Here is a 15,452-nt window from a genome sequence, read left to right on the forward strand (position 1 = left end):
GATTCATCGGTATGACGTGATCCTTCGCTTTCCCAGACCCGCGGTGCACTGATCTCTGGCGTTCCCCGGTCGTCGGCGTCGTCACAACGCCCGCGACCGGGGAACGCCTTTGTTGTGCTCGCCACTGTTTGTCATGCCCGTGCCCCGGGGCAGACTTCTCGGGGGCGTTTGAAAAACTGTTCGGGTCATTGGCCCGCGGGCGCTGGTTCATTCGTCCCAAGTTGGCTGTCCACGATATTTGGTCACGGCTTCCGAGCGTAAAACAATAGTGCGAAGACAAGCTGTCGTATTGTGCCGGCGGGTCCGGTGACGACCGGCGGTGAACCATGTGGCGCCAGGCGCTCGCACCGTTGGTCCCAGGGCTTTTCGACACCCGGCCCGGGGCTCCTCAGCTATTCGTCCCAGAATCGCGGATGCGGCCGAAACGTTACTGCGAAGATACGGCGCTTAAAGAGCGTGAAACAACGGTGGACGACATTCCTAATCGCGGCGCTTCAACGGCGAGGCCCGCGGAGGTCGCCACCGGTCGCGGACAGCTGACCGCGGGCCCGCGCATCTCGCCACCTTCCTTTTCGACTGACGGAGGGCAACTGTGAGGCACGACAGCGTGATCGGGTTCTGTGACACCACCCTGCGTGATGGTGAGCAGGCCCCGGGAGTTGCCTTCACGGCCGAGGAGAAGCTCGCCATCGCCGTCGCGCTCGACCAGGCGGGAGTACAGCAGATCGAGGCGGGCGTGCCGGCCATGGGCTCGGCCGAGCGCGAAGTACTGCGTCGTATCGCGTCCGCCGGGCTGCGGGCGGAGATCGTCGCTTGGTGCCGGGCGATGCGGTCCGACATCGACGCGGCGGTCACCGCTGGCGTCCGTCGCGTTCACATCAGTATCCCCGTCTCCGACCTGCACCTTGCGCACAAGTTCGGTCGTGACCGGGCGTGGGCGCGTACCCGGATCCGCGAGTGCGCCGCCGCCGCCCTCGACCTGGGCCTGCTGGTCGGGGTCGGGTTTGAGGATGCTTCGCGGGCGGACGACGGCTTCGTCATCGAGCTCGCGGGCGAACTGTCCCGCGATGGTGTCGACCGCCTGCGCTGGGCCGACACCGTCGGGGTCCTCGAGCCTTTCGGCGCCTGGGCCCGCGCGTCCCAGCTGGTGGGCGCGGTGCCCGCCAACTGGGAGATCCACGCCCATGACGACTTCGGTCTCGCCACCGCCAACACGCTCGCGGCGGTCCGGGCGGGCTTCGGGTTCGTCAGCACCACGGTCGCGGGGCTGGGTGAACGGGCCGGCAACGCGCCCATGGAGGAGGTGGCGATGGCACTGCGCCACCTGTTCGGCCTCAGGGCCAGCCTGGACACCACGTCCTTCCGGGCGCTCGCGGCCCTGGTCTCGCGCGCGGCACGCCGTCCGATGCCGTGCGGGAAGGCCATCGTCGGTGGGGCGGCGTTCATGCACGAGTCCGGTATCCACGTGGACGGGGTGCTCAAGGCGCCCAGCCTCTACGAGCCCTTCGACCCCGCTGAGGTCGGCGCCCGGCGCCGCCTGGTCGTGGGCAAGCACGCGGGGCGGGCGTCGGTGCGCCACGCCCTGCGCAAGCACGGGATCGATGCGGACGAGCGCGTTCTCGGACCGGTCCTGGAGGGTCTGCGCTCGCAGGTCTGCATGCTCAAGCGCCCGTTGCGCTCGGACGAGATCCGCGATCTCTACGAGCGGTTCCAGGTTTCCGTCACCTGTACCAGCACGGCTGTCTGTACCAGCACGGCTACCTGAACGAACTCTGGTTTTCCGACATGGACGCACGCTCGGGCGTGCGGTGAGGAGCACACAGCGATGAGGCAGATCGCCTTTTACGGCAAGGGTGGTATCGGTAAGTCCACCACTCAGCAGAACACGATGGCGGCGCTTGCTACTCGCGGCAACCGTATCATGATCGTTGGCTGCGACCCGAAGGCGGACTCGACCCGTCTGATCCTGCACTCGAAGGCGCAGACCTCGGTTCTGGCCCTGGCCGCGGAGAAGGGCTCGGTCGAGGATCTCGAGCTGGAGGAGGTGCTGCTGTCCGGTGAGTTCGACATCCGTTGCGTCGAGTCCGGTGGTCCCGAGCCGGGCGTGGGCTGCGCGGGCCGTGGTGTGATCACCGCGATCACCTTCCTCGAGGAGAACGGCGCCTACGAGGACCTCGACTTCGTCTGCTACGACGTCCTCGGTGACGTCGTGTGTGGCGGCTTCGCCATGCCGATCCGCCAGGGCAAGGCCCAGGAGATCTACATCGTCACCTCCGGTGAGATGATGGCCATGTACGCGGCGAACAACATCGCCCGAGGCATCCTGAAGTACGCGCATTCCGGTGGTGTCCGCCTCGGTGGGCTTATCTGCAACAGCCGCAAGACCGACCGTGAGGACGAGCTCATCACCGAGCTCGCGCGGCGGCTGAACACCCAGATGATCCACTTCGTGCCCCGCGACAACATCGTTCAGCACGCCGAGCTGCGCCGGATGACGGTTCTGGAGTACGCGCCCGAGTCCAACCAGGCGAATGAGTACAAGGAACTGGCACGCAAGATCGAAGAGAACGACATGAAGACCATCCCCACGCCGATCACCATGGACGAGCTCGAGGAGCTCCTGATCGACTTCGGGATCATGGAGCAGGAGGACGAGTCAATCGTCGGCCAGAAGGCCACCGCGGTCGCGTGACCAGGCGAACTTCTCATCAGAAAGGTCTGTCGTGACTCCTCCTGTGACTCCCCCCGGGACGCCGGTCGCCGGCACCCAGGCAATGATCGACGATGTTCTCGCCGGGTATCCGGCCAAGGCCGCGAAGTTCCGGGCCAAGCACATCAAGCCCAACGACCCTGACGGGTCGAAGGAGTGCGAGGTCAAGTCCAACATCAAGTCGCGTCCTGGTGTGATGACGATCCGCGGCTGCGCCTACGCCGGTTCCAAGGGTGTGGTGTGGGGCCCGATCAAGGACATGGTCCACATCAGCCATGGCCCGGTGGGCTGCGGCCAGTACTCCTGGGCCTCCCGGCGCAACTACTCGCACGGTACCCGCGGCGTCGACAACTTCGTCACGTTCCAGTTCACCAGCGACTTCCAGGAACGCGACATCGTGTTCGGTGGTGACAAGAAGCTCGCCACGATCTGCAAGGAGATCTCCGAGCTGTTCCCGCTGGCCAAAGGTATCTCCATCCAGTCCGAGTGCCCGATCGGCCTGATCGGTGACGACATCGACGCGGTCGCCCGCGAGGCGTCGAAGGAACTGGACATGCCGGTCGTCCCGGTGAAGTGCGAGGGTTTCCGCGGCGTCAGCCAGTCGCTGGGCCACCACATCGCCAACGACGCCATCCGGGACATCGTGCTCGGCACCCGGGACACCACCAAGCAGACCGCATATGACGTCGCCCTGATCGGTGACTACAACATCGGCGGCGACGCGTGGGCATCCCGGCGCATTCTGGAGGACATGGGCCTGCGGGTGGTGGCCCAGTGGTCCGGCGACGGCACGCTCAACGAGCTGTCCACCAGCCACATGACCAAGCTGAACCTGATTCACTGCTACCGCTCCATGAACTACATCTGCACCACGATGGAGGAGCGTTTCGGCACCCCGTGGACCGAGTTCAACTTCTTCGGCCCGACCAAGATTGTTGAGTCGATGCGGAAGATCGCGTCGTTCTTCGATGACACGATCAAGGAGAAGACCGAGGCCGCGATCGCCAGCTACCAGCCCCTGTTCGACCTGGTGCGCAACGAGTACCGGCCGCGGCTGGAGGGCAAGCGGGTGATGCTGCTCGTCGGTGGCCTGCGCCCGCGGCACACCATCGGCGCCTACGAGGATCTCGGCATGGAGATCATCGGTACCGGCTACGAGTTCGCCCACAAGGATGACTACAGCCGCACCAACCCCGAGCTCGGCGAGGGCGTCGTGATCTACGACGACCCGAGCGCCTACGAGCTGGAGGAGTTCGCCCGCCGGCTGCGGCCCGACCTGATGGGTGCCGGCGTGAAGGAGAAGTACGTCTTCCACAAGATGGGGCTTCCCTTCCGCCAGATGCACTCCTGGGATTACTCCGGCCCATACCACGGTGTCGACGGCTTCGCCGTGTTCGCCCGCGACATGGACATCGCGATCAACAGCCCGACCTGGAACCTGTTCCAGGCGCCCTGGTCCACGGCCGCCGCGTAGGCCCCTACGGTGTGTTTCGAAAGTTGTCGTTCGATCAGGGAGCCGCGTTCAGGCGGTTCCTGGCAAGGCCGCGGGCCACACCGATACCGGATGAGTGGTATCGGTGTGGCCGAGAACGCGGCCAGGGGCCGCCTGGGCGTGGCGAGCCGGACAGCTGGCTTTCGAAACACGCCCTAGCCGTCGGCGCGAGCGCGGCAGTGAGCGCGCCGACGGCGGGCCGGGGTGACCGACCTGGTGATCCGGCGGCTCGGGAACCGTTTTCTGATCGGCTCCCGAGCCGCCGGGGGAGTGGCCCCGCCAGGTTGTGAAAGGCGCCGGCCGAGGGCTGGTCGCGTTCCGTTGGAAGCGCGATCGCCGGAAGCAGGCCGGGCGGCCCCGTACGCCAGTCCGCCGTAGCGAATCGGTCTCTCCCGGATCGCGGCGCAAGCAGCTGTCCGGGGGAAGCCGCTCCTTCCTCCCCATCGATTACATAAGAGGGCGTTCGCATGACAGACAATCCCGTACCTCTTCGCGTGCTCGACCACAACGAGCTGTTCAAGGCTCCGCACTTCCAGGAGCAGTTCGACCGCAAGCGTGAGTTCGAGGACCCCGCCGACCCCGCCGAGATCGCTCGGGTCGCGGACTGGACCCGTTCCTGGGAGTACCGGGAGAAGAACTTCGCCCGGGAGGCGCTCACCATCGACCCGGGCAAGGCCTGCCAGCCACTCGGCGCGCTGCTCGCGGCCATTGGGTTCGCCGGCACGCTCCCGCTCGTTCACGGTTCCCAGGGCTGCGTAGCGTACTTCCGCAGCTACTTCGCCCGGCATTTCAAGGAGCCGTTCCCGGCGGCGTCGTCGTCGATGACCGAGGACGCCGCCGTCTTCGGTGGCCTCAACAACCTCATCGAGGCGCTGGAGAACGCCACCGCGCTCTACAAGCCGGACATGGTCGCGGTCTCCACCACCTGCATGGCCGAGGTCATCGGTGACGACCTGCAGAACTTTATCGGTATAGCCCGGGAGAAGGGTGCCATCTCCGCGGACTACCCGGTACCCTACGCGCACACCCCGAGTTTTGTCGGCTCGCACCTCACGGGCTACGACAACATGATGAAGGGTATTCTTTCCTACCTGAACGCGGGAAAGAAAGCGAAGAAGTCCAACGGCACGCTGAACGTGGTGCCGGGCTTCGAGACCTACACCGGCAACCTGCGCGAGATCAAGCGGCTGCTCACCCTGCTGGGCGTCAAGCACGTCCTGCTCGGCGACCACACCGACGCTCTGGACTCGCCGGCCACCGGAGACTACGAACTGTACCCGGGTGGCACGCCGTTGCCGGTGGCCGCCGATGCGATCAACGCCAAGGCGACCCTGTTCCTGCAGGAGAGCGCCACGCGTAAGACCGCTGAGCTGGTGCGCACCGAGTGGGGGCAGCAGACCGCCACGGTGCCGCTGCCGATCGGCGTGGGCAACACCGACCGGTTCGTCACCGAGGTGGCGGCCCTCACCGGGGTCAAGGTCCCCGCCGCCGTCACCGCCGAGCGCGGCCGGCTGGTCGACGCGATGACCGACTCACACGCCTACCTGCACGGTAAGCGCGCGGCGGTCATGGGTGACCCCGACCTTGTCGTGGCGCTGCTCGGCTTCCTGCTGGAGCTCGGTATCGTGCCGGTACACGTGGTGTCCACCAACGGTGACGAGGAATTCAAGCAGCGCGCCGAAGCCGTCCTCGCCGCGAGCCCCTACGGCGGCCACGCCACGGTCTGGACGGGCAAGGACCAGTGGCACCTGCGGTCACTGCTGTTCACCGAGCCGGTCGATCTGCTGGTCGGGAACTCGTACCTGAAGTTCCTGTCGCGGGAGGCGAACCTGCCGCTGATCCGGGTCGGCTTCCCCATCCCGGACCGGCACCATCTGCACCGGTTCCCCATCGTCGGCTACGAGGGCGGGATCAACCTGCTCGCCCAGTTCGTGAACACCGTGCTCGACGAGCTCGACCGCAACGCCCCGGACCACAGCTTCGACGTCATTCGCTGAGGTGAACATGGCTGCCCTGACCCGCGGCACGGTCGAACCAGGCAAGTTGTTCGACGAGCCGGCATGCGATCACAACCGTACCAAGGAGCCCGCGGCGCGGAAGGCGGGATGCCCGAAACCCAAGCCGGGCGGCACTGCCGGTGGCTGCGCGTTCGACGGTTCGATGATCACGTTGGTGCCCATCACCGACGTCGCCCATGTGGTGCACGGCCCGATCGCCTGTGCCGGCAACTCGTGGGACGGTCGGGGCAGCCTCTCCTCCGGTCCGACGCTCTACCGGCGCGGATTCGCCACCGACATCGGCGAGCAGGAGGTGGTCTTCGGCGGTGAGCAGCGTCTCTACGACACCATCGTCGAGGCCGCCCGGCGCCACCATCCACCCGCCGTCTTTGTCTATTCCACCTGCGTCACCGCGATGATCGGCGACGATATCGACGCGGTGTGCGCGGCGGCGGCGACCGTGACCGGGATACCGGTCGTCCCGGTGCACGCGCCGGGCTTCGCCGGCAGTAAGAACTTCGGCAACCGTCTCGCCGGTCAGGCGTTGCTGGAACATGTGATCGGTACGGTCGAGCCGGCGTTCAGCACCCCGTATGACGTGAATCTGGTCGGCGAGTACAACATCGCCGGCGAGTTGTGGGACGTCGCCCCGGTGCTTGCCAAGCTCGGCATCCGAGTGCTGGCGAGCATCAGCGGCGACGCCAGGTACGCCGACGTCGCCGCCGCCCACCGTGCCCGGGCGACGATGGTCGTCTGCTCGCGGGCGCTGCTCTCGCTCGCCCGCGGGCTGGAGGATCGCTACGGCATCCCGTGGTTCGAGGGCAGCTTCTACGGCCTGCGGGCGATGGCCGCGACGCTGCGTGGATTTGCGGGTCTTCTCGGCGGTGACGAGCTCGCCTGGCGCGCGAACGAGCTCATTACCGCCGAGGAGGCCGACGTCGCGGCGGCGCTCGCCCCGTACCGGGAACGGCTCGCCGGGGCCCGTGCCGTGCTCTACACCGGCGGCGTCAAGAGCTGGTCGTTGGTCTCGGCACTGCAGGACCTCGGGGTGGAGGTCGTTGCCTCCGGAGCGACGAAGAGCACCGACGATGACGTCGACAAGATTGTTTCGTTGCTCGGCCCGGATGGCCGGGTGATCAGGGACGGGAATCCGGCGGAGCTGCTGCGGCTCGTCCGCGAGACCCAGGCCGACATACTCATCGCCGGTGGGCGTAACCAGTACACCGCGCTCAAGGGCAGGCTGCCGTTCCTGGACGTCAACCAGGAACGGCAGCACGCTTTCGCTGGCTACGCCGGGATGGTGGAGTTCGCCCGCCGTCTTGACCTGGCGCTGTCCAGCCCGGTCTGGGAGCAGGTCCGCGCGCCAGCCCCGTGGGAGCGGCCCGCCGCCGCGGGAACGGACGGGGCGAGCTGATGGCGCGTGTGGTGCCCGGCGCGACCGGCGCGGCGTTCGATCCGCTCAAGCACAGCCAACCTCTCGGCGGTGCTCTGGTCTTCTTGGGGCTGGCGCGCTCGATCCCGCTGCTGCACGGTGCTCAGGGCTGCACGGCGTTTGCCAAGGCCCTGCTGACACGTCACTTCCGCGAACCGATTCCTTTGCAGACCACCGCGGTCACCGAGGTCACAGCGGTACTCGGCGCCTCCGATTCGGTTATTGCCGCGCTGGATACTATTACTGAGCGTAATAATCCGGATGTGATCGGGGTACTCACCACCGGCATGACGGAGGTCAACGGTGAGGACCTGCTCGGTGTCCTGCGGACGTCCCGATACGCGCCGCGGACCTCCTGTTTTCCGGCGCAGGGGCACCCGCTGGTTGTCCCGGTGTCCACACCGGACTTCCGCGGTGGTTTGTCGGACGGCTGGGCGGCCGCGTTGGAGGCCCTGGTCGGAGCGGTCCCAGCTGCCGGTACGACACGTGCGGAGCAGCTGGCGGTGCTGGTAGGCCCGTCGCTGTCCGCTGTCGACCTCGACGAGGTGGCCGGGCTGGTGCGGGCGTTCGGGCTTGCCCCGGTACTCGTCCCGGACCTGTCCGGATCACTCGACGGTCATCTCGACGAAGCCTGGTCGCCGCTGACCACCGGTGGCACGAGCGTGGCGGACCTGCTCGGTCTCGGAGCTTCGGGCGCGGTGGCGGCGATCGGCGCGACTGCCGCTGGCGCGGGAGCGGTGTTGGCCGCCCGCGCGGCCGCGCCTCTCACGGCTCATGATCATTTGAGTGGGTTGGCGGCGGTCGACCGGCTGGTGCACGCGTTGATGGATTTCGGCGGTGTGCCCGCACCCGAGGAGGTCCGCCGGTGGCGGCGTCGCCTCGCGGACGGCCTGATGGACAGCCACTTCGTCCTCGGTGGCGCGCGGGTCGCGCTGGCGGGTGAGCCGGAACAGCTCGTCGCGGTGGGTTCGCTCCTCTACGACGCGGGCGCGGAGATCGTCGCGGCGGTGTCTCCGACCGAGGCCGCGGTTCTGGAGCGGGCGCCCTGGGACGAGGTGGTCGTCGGTGACTTCGTCGATCTCGCTGAACGGGCCGCCGCCGCCGGGGCCGAGCTCGTCGTCGCGTCCAGCCGTGGTCGTGAGGTGGCCAACCGGATCGGCGCGGCCCACCTGGCCGTGGGCTTCCCGGTTTATGACCGTCTCGGCGCGCAGCTGCGGGCCACCGCGGGTTACCGCGGCAGCCTCCACCTGCTTGTCGACGCGGCCAACTGCCTTCTTGATTATCGCTCCGGCCGGTGTGCCGGATCGGGACGTGAGCATTCCCCGACCCGGTCGAACAAGCGTTATGAGGAGTTGACGTGCTGAAAGTCGCATTTGCCACGAGTGACGGCAGCGCCGTCGACCAGCATTTTGGGCTGTGTTGCCGGTTCGACGTGTACGAGGTCTCGGCGACCACGGCCGAGCTGATGGAGACGCGCACGCTCGCTCCAGCCGGCGATGACGAGGACAACAAGATTGAAAGCAGGCTGGCGGCGGTGGCCGACTGCTCGATCCTCCATGTCTGCGCGATCGGCGGGTCCGCCGCGGCCCGGGTGGTGAAGGCCAAGGTCCATCCGGTGAAGACGGCTGAGGACACCCGGGTGACCGATCTGATCGAGCGGCTGCAAGGCGTGCTCGCTGGTAACCCGCCGCCGTGGTTGCGCAAGGTCCTGCGCCAGCACTCGCCGGATCTCGCGCCCACCTGGAACCCCCGATGAGCGGCATGGCCGGCCCCGGGCATGACGTAAGCGCAGCCATCGGCAACGGCTTCGTGCGTGACCTGGTCGACCAGCTGCGGGCTGGCGACACCTACGGGCAGTTCGACCGGCTCGGCGCCGAGAAGCTGCTCGGTCCGTTCGTGCTCACCGCGGCACGCCGCCGCGAGCTCGGAATCACCTGTGACGTCGATCCGGCGACCGAGGGCCGGCTGCGCACCTATTACCAGGCGGTCGCCGCCGGCATCGAGAAGGCCACCGGCCAGGTCACCAGCTATGTGCTGGACCTCAGCCAGGAGGGGTTCGGCCGAGTCGTGGTGTTCGTCGGCCGGCTTGTGGTCATCTGCGACGTGCTGCGCGACGCCCACCGGTTCGGCTTCGACTCCATCGATCATCTCGCCGAGCGTGGTGCGGCACTGGTAAACGCCGCCGCCGCACTCGTCGGCACCTACCCGGAGGTGGCTCGTGACGACTTCTGACGAGATCCCCCAGCTGCAGACGAAGCTGAAGAAGCTCAACAGCCTCGCTACCAGGTTGAAGCTCGACCTGCATGACCTGGCCGAGGACCTGCCGGTCGGCTGGGAGCAGATCATTGAGACGGCCACCGCGACCTACAACGCCTACGTCGAGATCCACCGGTTGGAACGAGAACTGGCAAAGGTGGACGCTCGATGAGCGGCCTGCTGGCGGCCTTCGGCCGTGCCGGGACCGCCGAGGAGTATTTCGAGGTCCTCGATGTCCCCTACGATCCGCGGGTGGTCGCCGTCAACCGGCTGCACATCCTTCGGCACTTCTCCGCCGCGGTTGCCCGGATCGACGCCGCGGTGGCAGCGCCGGATGCCCGCATGGCGGCATATCGGGCGGCGCTCGCCGACGCCCATGAGGCGTTCACCACCGGCACCGCACTGGACCACCGCCTGTTCAAGGTCCTGGCCGACCGTGCCCCGCGGGCGTTCGTCGCGCTGGACGCCGTCACCGTCGAATCACAGGAGAGTGCGCGATGAGGGCTGCGTTCGATGTCGGCGACGAGGTCGTGACCGTCAAGGTACTGCGTAACGACGGGACCTACCCGGAGCCCGGCATTGCTGTCGGTGACGTCCTGGTGGACGCAGGGTCTGTGGGACATGTCCGCGGTGTCGGGCTCTACCTGCAGGAGCACATCGTCTACGCGGTCGCGTTCACCAACGGCCGAGTCGTCGGATGCCTGGAGAAGGAACTGCAACCGGCCGTCGTCGTGGCAAGCCACGAGGCCCGTCACGAAGGAGGTGAGCCGGCATGACCGAGGGGTCCATCCCGCTCACGGTGCTGCCCTCCCCGCGGGCCGGCGAGCGGCCGGTGCCCGCGCGGAAGGAGGCGGCTGGCCAGCAGGCGCCACCCGGCGGCGGGTGCGCGTCGACCAGGGGCTGCGGCAGCGGCGCTACCGGCCTTGACCCGGAGATCGCCGACAAGATCGCGAACCATCCCTGTTACAGCCAGGAAGCCCACCAGTACTACGCCCGGATGCACGTGCCGGTCGCGCCCGGCTGCAACATCCAGTGCAACTACTGCAACCGCAAGTTCGACTGCGCGAACGAGAGCCGGCCCGGCGTCACCAGCCGGCTGCTGTCCCCGCAGGAGGCGCTCGCCAAGGTCAAACGGGTCGCCAGCGAAATCAAGCAGATGAGCGTGCTCGGCGTCGCCGGGCCGGGCGAGCCGCTGGCGAACGCGCGCCGCACCTTCGCCACGATGGAGCTGGTGGCCCGCGACTGCCCGGACATCAAACTGTGCGTGTCCACCAACGGCCTCACCCTCGTCGACCACGTCGATCGCATCGAACAGCTCGGCATCGACCACGTCACGATCACCATCAACATGACCGACCCCGAGGTCGGAGCGCGGATCTACCCGTGGATCACCTTCCGCGGCAAGCGCTACACCGGTACGGAGGCGTCGAAGATCCTGTCCGAGCGGCAGCTGGAAGGGCTGGCCGCGCTGACCGAGCGCAAGATCCTCTGTAAGGTCAACTCGGTGATGATCCCCGGGGTCAACGACGAGCACCTGGTCGAGGTCTCCCGGACGGTCAGGGGCATGGGCGCGTTCCTGCACAACGTGATGCCGCTGGTGTCCGCGCCCGAGCACGGCACGCACTACGGCCTGACCGGGCAGCGCGGGCCGACGCCGCAGGAGCTCAAGGCGTTGCAGGATCGCTGCGCGGGCGACGACGGTGCCCAGATGACCATGATGCGCCACTGTCGCCAGTGCCGGGCCGACGCGGTCGGGCTGCTGGGGGAGGACCGCAGCGAGGAGTTCGGCCCGGAGACCTATGCCGGCGAGGTCACCTATGACCTGGCCGGTCGGCAGGCGGCCCAGGCCGCGATCGAACGCTGGCGCGCCGATGTGCGGGCCACCCGCGAGGAGCTGCGGCTCTCCGCGGACGGGATCACCCGGCCGGACCGGACCGTCCTGGTCGCGGTCGCCACCAAGGGCGGCGGCGTGGTCAACCAGCACTTCGGCCATGCCGAGGAGTTCTGGGTCTACGAGGCGGGCGAGAACTGGGCGCGCCTGGTCGGGACCCGCAGCGTCGAGCGCTACTGCGAGGGCCCGTCCGCATGCGACGAGGACGAGCCGGTTCTCGACAAGACCGTCCGGCTGCTGTCGGACTGCGCGGCCGTGCTGTGCAGCAAGATCGGCAATGGGCCGCGGGAGGCACTGGGCGCGGCTGGGATCGAAGCCGTGGAGCGGTACGACCTCATCGAGTCCGCGGTCGCGGCCGAGGGTGCGCGCCTGGCGGCCCGGCTGCCGGTCGAGCCGGCCGAGCCGGCCGACGAGCCGCGGGCCGGGCGGGCGCCGTTGGCGGGCCACCTCGTAGCGAAGGCATGATCATGATTAGTAAGCTTCGAGTCACTCTCACCGAGCGTGCGAGTGAGCAGGTGCGTGCCCTGCTCACCAGGGACGAGGCGACCGCCGGCTACGGCCTGCGGGTCGGCGCTGAGCCCGGTGGCTGCTCGGGTTACCGGTACAGCCTGGCACTCGCGCCCGCCGCCGCAAAGGGAGATGTCATCGTCCGCCAGGACGGGTTCGACGTGCTCGTCGACACGGCGTCGGCGTCGATGGTCGACGGGGTCCGCATCGACTATGTCGAGTCGCTGACCTCGTCCGGTTTCGTCTTCGCCAATCCCGACAACTCAGACCCGTGCTCGTGCGGATCGTCGTTCTCGGCGCCGCGGCCGGACGGGAACGAGGCCGAGGTGTGGCGGCAGGTGGAGGACGCGATGGCGCTGATCCGGCCGTTCCTGCAGCGTGACGGTGGAGACGCGTCGGTGGTCGACGTCACCGGCGGTGTCGTGTCGGTGCGGCTGACCGGCGCCTGCGGGGGGTGCTCCTCCGCGCTGGACACGCTGGCCGGCGTCATCGAGCGTCAACTGAAGGAATCGGTGCCCGCGGTTGAGCGAGTCGTCCTCGCTTCCTGACCGCGCCTGGGTGTATCGGGAGATGGACCAGTGAGTATCGCGATCAGCTTCACCGAGCGGGCCGCGGGCCAGGTCCGCGTACTGCTCGACCGGGCGCCGACAGCGCCCGCGTCGGGCCTGCGGATCGGTGTCGACACGTCCGGTAACTGTGCGGGCCACCGCTACCGGCTTGCGGTCGTGCCTGTGCCGGCCGACGGTGATGTCGTCACCCGGGTCGGGGATTTCGAGGTGTTCGTCCCCGCGGATGCGGCCGAGCAGTTCGACGGCATGCGTGTCGACTACAGCGAGTCGCTGATGTCGTCCGGCTTCACCTTCTACAACCCGAACGCGCGCGGCGGCTGCCTGTGCGGGCCCTCGTTCGTGCCCCCCGTCCAGCCCGACGGGGTGGAGACCTCCCTGCTGCAGAAGGCGAACGTGGCGATCCAGTACATCCGGCCGCACCTGCAGCTCGCCGGCCGTGACGCGGCTGTCGTCGGAGTCGCCGACGGTGTGGTCTCGGTACGGCTGACCGGTGCCGGTCTGGAGCGCGAGGCCGAGGTGACCGCGTTGGTGCGGACGGTCGAGCAACAGCTCAGGGCGGCCGTCCCGGATATCAGGAGAGTCGTGCCCGCCGCCGTGGGCCGGTAGCGGAGGCAGCGACATGGGCGGGGAGATGGGCGGGGACATGCAGCGCTTTGCGCGCCAGTTGACACTGGATGGCTTCGGCGGATCAGGACAGGAGCGGCTGTGCGAGGCGACGGTGCTTGTGGCGGGGGTGGGTGGGGTGGGCGGCGCCGTCGCTACCTACCTCGCCGCGGCTGGCGTCGGGCGGCTGGTCCTCGTGCATCCCGGCGCCCTCGAGATACCAGACCTCAACCGACAGACGCTTATGCGACCCGACCGGGTCGGTGACCCGCGGGCTGCCTGCGCCGCCGACACCCTGCGGGCCCACTATCCGGACGTCATGGTCGAGGCATGGGACCGTGACCTGTTCGACCCGCGCCTGCCCGGTCTCGTCGCTGCCTCGGACGTGGTCGTCGACGCCCGGCACAACTTCCCCGAACGTTTCCGGATCAACCGGATGTGTCTGGACCTGGGCGTACCGGTGGTCTTCGCGGCCATGAACACCACCGAGGCCCAGCTGCTCACGGTTACTCCTGGCGATCCATGTCTGCGCTGTGTGTTCGCGGATGGAGATCCGCAGTGGGATCCGCTTGGCTTCCCCGTGCTCGGCGCGGTCGCCGGGACCGTGGGGTGCATGGCCGCGATGGAAGTGATCAAGCTGATTGCCCGGTTCGGTGAGGGGCTGACCGGCAGACTGCTCTCCTTCGACCTGTGGGACATGGACTTCCGCTCGTTCGCCGTGAGCCGCGACCCGGATTGCGGCGATTGCGGGGCGTACCGGTCAGAGGTATACCAGATGTACCGCCGTGAGCCGACGCCGATCGGGGCCAGGATTGCCAGCCCAGGCGGCAGCGATGAGCCGTTCCAGCGATGACGATCTATTTTGACCACAACGCCACCACACCGGTTGACCCGCGGGTGCTGGCGGCGATGCTGCCGCTGTTCTCGGAGCAGTTCGCGAACGCCTCCAGCGGGCATGCCGCGGGCCGCGCCGTCGCCCGGCTCGTCGAGCAGGCCCGGGAGCAGGTCGCGACACTTGTCGGCACGAGCCGGCGCACCGTCGTGTTCACCAGCGGCGCCACCGAGGCGGCCAACCTCGCGATCCGCGGTGTCCTGGCTGGCGCGGAGCCGGGCCGTCGCCGCGTCCTGGTAGCGGCCACCGAGCATAAGGCCGTACTCGCGGCGGCGGCCGAGGCCGCGAGGACCCATCAGGGCACGGTCGGCTTCGTCCGGGTCCTGCCCGACGGCACCCCGGATCTCGGCCATCTTGCCGCGTCGCTGTCCGACGACGTCGTCCTGGTCGCGGTGATGGCCGCGAACAGTGAGACCGGCGCGATCGCGGACGTCCGGCGGGCCTGTCAGCTCGCGCACGGCGCTGGTGCGCTGTTCCTCTGCGACGTCACGCAGGCCGCGGGCAAGATTCCGGTGGCGCTGGACGCCTGGGGCGCCGACCTCGCGGTGCTGAGCGCACACAAGATCTACGGTCCCAAGGGAGTCGGCGCGCTCGTCGCCAGCCGGCGGCTGCAAAGCCGGCTGCCCCCGCTGATTGTCGGTGGCGGTCAGGAACGCGGCCTACGCAGCGGCACCACCAACAGCGCCGGCATCGTCGGCTTCGGGCAGGCCGCGGCGATCGCCGCGGCGGAACTGGGCACCGACGCCGACCGGCTGCGCCAGCTGACCGCGCTCCTGCACCATCTGCTCGCGGAGAAGATCGACGGTGTCGAGCTCAACGGCCCGGCCGTCACGCGGCTGCCGAACACGCTGAACCTGCGGTTCGCGGGCGCGGACGCCGACGCGGTCATGACATCCATGCCTCAGCTGGCCGTCTCGGCGGGCAGCGCCTGCACGGGGCCGAGCAGCGAACCGTCGCACGTCCTGACGGCGATGGGGCGCACGCCCGCCGCCGCGTCGGAGAGCCTGCGGTTCAGCCTCGGCCGCCCCACGACCGAACAGGAGGTGCACGCCGCGGTCGGCCACGTGGTCAGCGCCGTCGACCACGTCCGTTGCCTGCGCGGC

At 68.4% G+C, this 15,452-nt stretch carries 16 protein-coding genes; all 16 read left to right on the forward strand.

The annotated features are described in order from the left end of the window. Positions 1-592: 592 nt before the first annotated feature. On the forward strand, positions 593-1,765 hold the full coding sequence (gene nifV / locus MJ785_RS01530; RefSeq protein WP_239308093.1) for a homocitrate synthase: 1,173 nt from the start codon (positions 593-595) through the stop codon (positions 1,763-1,765). A 60-nt stretch (positions 1,766-1,825) separates the two neighbouring features. Beyond that, complete coding sequence (nifH, locus tag MJ785_RS01535; protein WP_239308094.1) at positions 1,826-2,692, forward strand: nitrogenase iron protein; 867 nt, start codon at positions 1,826-1,828, stop codon at positions 2,690-2,692. An 82-nt stretch (positions 2,693-2,774) separates the two neighbouring features. Next, positions 2,775-4,184 carry a nitrogenase molybdenum-iron protein alpha chain gene (gene nifD, locus MJ785_RS01540; RefSeq protein ID WP_308194816.1) on the forward strand — a complete coding sequence of 470 codons (1,410 nt, stop codon included), beginning with the start codon at positions 2,775-2,777 and terminating at the stop codon, positions 4,182-4,184. A 485-nt stretch (positions 4,185-4,669) separates the two neighbouring features. After that, positions 4,670-6,199: a nitrogenase molybdenum-iron protein subunit beta gene (nifK, locus tag MJ785_RS01545; protein ID WP_239308096.1), complete on the forward strand. Its 1,530-nt coding sequence runs from the start codon at positions 4,670-4,672 to the stop codon at positions 6,197-6,199. Positions 6,200-6,206: 7 nt separating this feature from the next. Beyond that, positions 6,207-7,613, forward strand: a complete 1,407-nt coding sequence (gene nifE / locus MJ785_RS01550; RefSeq protein WP_239308097.1) for a nitrogenase iron-molybdenum cofactor biosynthesis protein NifE — start codon at positions 6,207-6,209, stop codon at positions 7,611-7,613. Beyond that, entirely contained in the window at positions 7,613-8,995 is a 1,383-nt protein-coding gene (gene nifN / locus MJ785_RS01555) for a nitrogenase iron-molybdenum cofactor biosynthesis protein NifN (protein WP_239346902.1), read from the forward strand. Before nifE ends, nifN begins: the two co-directional genes overlap by 1 nt. Further along, positions 8,989-9,387 carry a nitrogen fixation protein NifX gene (gene nifX, locus MJ785_RS01560; protein ID WP_239308099.1) on the forward strand — a complete coding sequence of 133 codons (399 nt, stop codon included), beginning with the start codon at positions 8,989-8,991 and terminating at the stop codon, positions 9,385-9,387. Before nifN ends, nifX begins: the two co-directional genes overlap by 7 nt. Continuing rightward, positions 9,384-9,863 carry a NifX-associated nitrogen fixation protein gene (locus tag MJ785_RS01565; RefSeq protein WP_239308100.1) on the forward strand — a complete coding sequence of 160 codons (480 nt, stop codon included), beginning with the start codon at positions 9,384-9,386 and terminating at the stop codon, positions 9,861-9,863. The genes nifX and MJ785_RS01565 overlap by 4 nt, the downstream gene beginning before the upstream one ends. Continuing rightward, a complete protein-coding gene (locus tag MJ785_RS01570) occupies positions 9,850-10,059 on the forward strand; it encodes a CCE_0567 family metalloprotein (RefSeq protein ID WP_239308101.1) in 210 nt (69 codons plus the stop codon). Before MJ785_RS01565 ends, MJ785_RS01570 begins: the two co-directional genes overlap by 14 nt. Then, a complete protein-coding gene (locus MJ785_RS01575) occupies positions 10,056-10,388 on the forward strand; it encodes a nitrogenase-stabilizing/protective protein NifW (protein WP_239308102.1) in 333 nt (110 codons plus the stop codon). Before MJ785_RS01570 ends, MJ785_RS01575 begins: the two co-directional genes overlap by 4 nt. Next, positions 10,385-10,663 carry a nitrogen fixation protein NifZ gene (locus tag MJ785_RS01580; RefSeq protein ID WP_239308103.1) on the forward strand — a complete coding sequence of 93 codons (279 nt, stop codon included), beginning with the start codon at positions 10,385-10,387 and terminating at the stop codon, positions 10,661-10,663. The genes MJ785_RS01575 and MJ785_RS01580 overlap by 4 nt, the downstream gene beginning before the upstream one ends. After that, positions 10,660-12,243, forward strand: a complete 1,584-nt coding sequence (gene nifB, locus MJ785_RS01585) for a nitrogenase cofactor biosynthesis protein NifB (protein ID WP_239308104.1) — start codon at positions 10,660-10,662, stop codon at positions 12,241-12,243. Before MJ785_RS01580 ends, nifB begins: the two co-directional genes overlap by 4 nt. Positions 12,244-12,245: 2 nt before the next feature. Then, complete coding sequence (locus tag MJ785_RS01590; RefSeq protein ID WP_239308105.1) at positions 12,246-12,833, forward strand: iron-sulfur cluster assembly accessory protein; 588 nt, start codon at positions 12,246-12,248, stop codon at positions 12,831-12,833. A gap of 30 nt (positions 12,834-12,863) precedes the next feature. Then, on the forward strand, positions 12,864-13,460 hold the full coding sequence (locus tag MJ785_RS01595) for an iron-sulfur cluster assembly accessory protein (protein ID WP_239308106.1): 597 nt from the start codon (positions 12,864-12,866) through the stop codon (positions 13,458-13,460). A gap of 13 nt (positions 13,461-13,473) precedes the next feature. Then, positions 13,474-14,310: a HesA/MoeB/ThiF family protein gene (locus tag MJ785_RS01600; RefSeq protein WP_239374697.1), complete on the forward strand. Its 837-nt coding sequence runs from the start codon at positions 13,474-13,476 to the stop codon at positions 14,308-14,310. Then, positions 14,307-15,452, forward strand: a 1,146-nt coding sequence (locus MJ785_RS01605; RefSeq protein WP_239379939.1) for a cysteine desulfurase family protein, incomplete at its 3' end; no start/stop codon positions are given. The genes MJ785_RS01600 and MJ785_RS01605, both read left to right, overlap by 4 nt.

Source organism: Protofrankia sp. CiT1, from assembly GCF_917627335.1.
Lineage (GTDB): Bacteria > Actinomycetota > Actinomycetes > Frankiales > Frankiaceae > Protofrankia.

Coding starts and splice junctions, on each gene's coding strand:
- nifH (WP_239308094.1), top strand. CDS start 1,826: ATGAGGCAGATCGCCTTTTACGGCAAGGGTGGTATCGGTAAGTCCACC.
- nifD (WP_308194816.1), top strand. CDS start 2,775: ATGATCGACGATGTTCTCGCCGGGTATCCGGCCAAGGCCGCGAAGTTC.
- nifK (WP_239308096.1), top strand. CDS start 4,670: ATGACAGACAATCCCGTACCTCTTCGCGTGCTCGACCACAACGAGCTG.
- nifE (WP_239308097.1), top strand. CDS start 6,207: ATGGCTGCCCTGACCCGCGGCACGGTCGAACCAGGCAAGTTGTTCGAC.
- nifN (WP_239346902.1), top strand. CDS start 7,613: ATGGCGCGTGTGGTGCCCGGCGCGACCGGCGCGGCGTTCGATCCGCTC.
- MJ785_RS01565 (WP_239308100.1), top strand. CDS start 9,384: ATGAGCGGCATGGCCGGCCCCGGGCATGACGTAAGCGCAGCCATCGGC.
- MJ785_RS01575 (WP_239308102.1), top strand. CDS start 10,056: ATGAGCGGCCTGCTGGCGGCCTTCGGCCGTGCCGGGACCGCCGAGGAG.
- MJ785_RS01580 (WP_239308103.1), top strand. CDS start 10,385: ATGAGGGCTGCGTTCGATGTCGGCGACGAGGTCGTGACCGTCAAGGTA.
- nifB (WP_239308104.1), top strand. CDS start 10,660: ATGACCGAGGGGTCCATCCCGCTCACGGTGCTGCCCTCCCCGCGGGCC.
- MJ785_RS01590 (WP_239308105.1), top strand. CDS start 12,246: ATGATTAGTAAGCTTCGAGTCACTCTCACCGAGCGTGCGAGTGAGCAG.
- MJ785_RS01600 (WP_239374697.1), top strand. CDS start 13,474: ATGGGCGGGGAGATGGGCGGGGACATGCAGCGCTTTGCGCGCCAGTTG.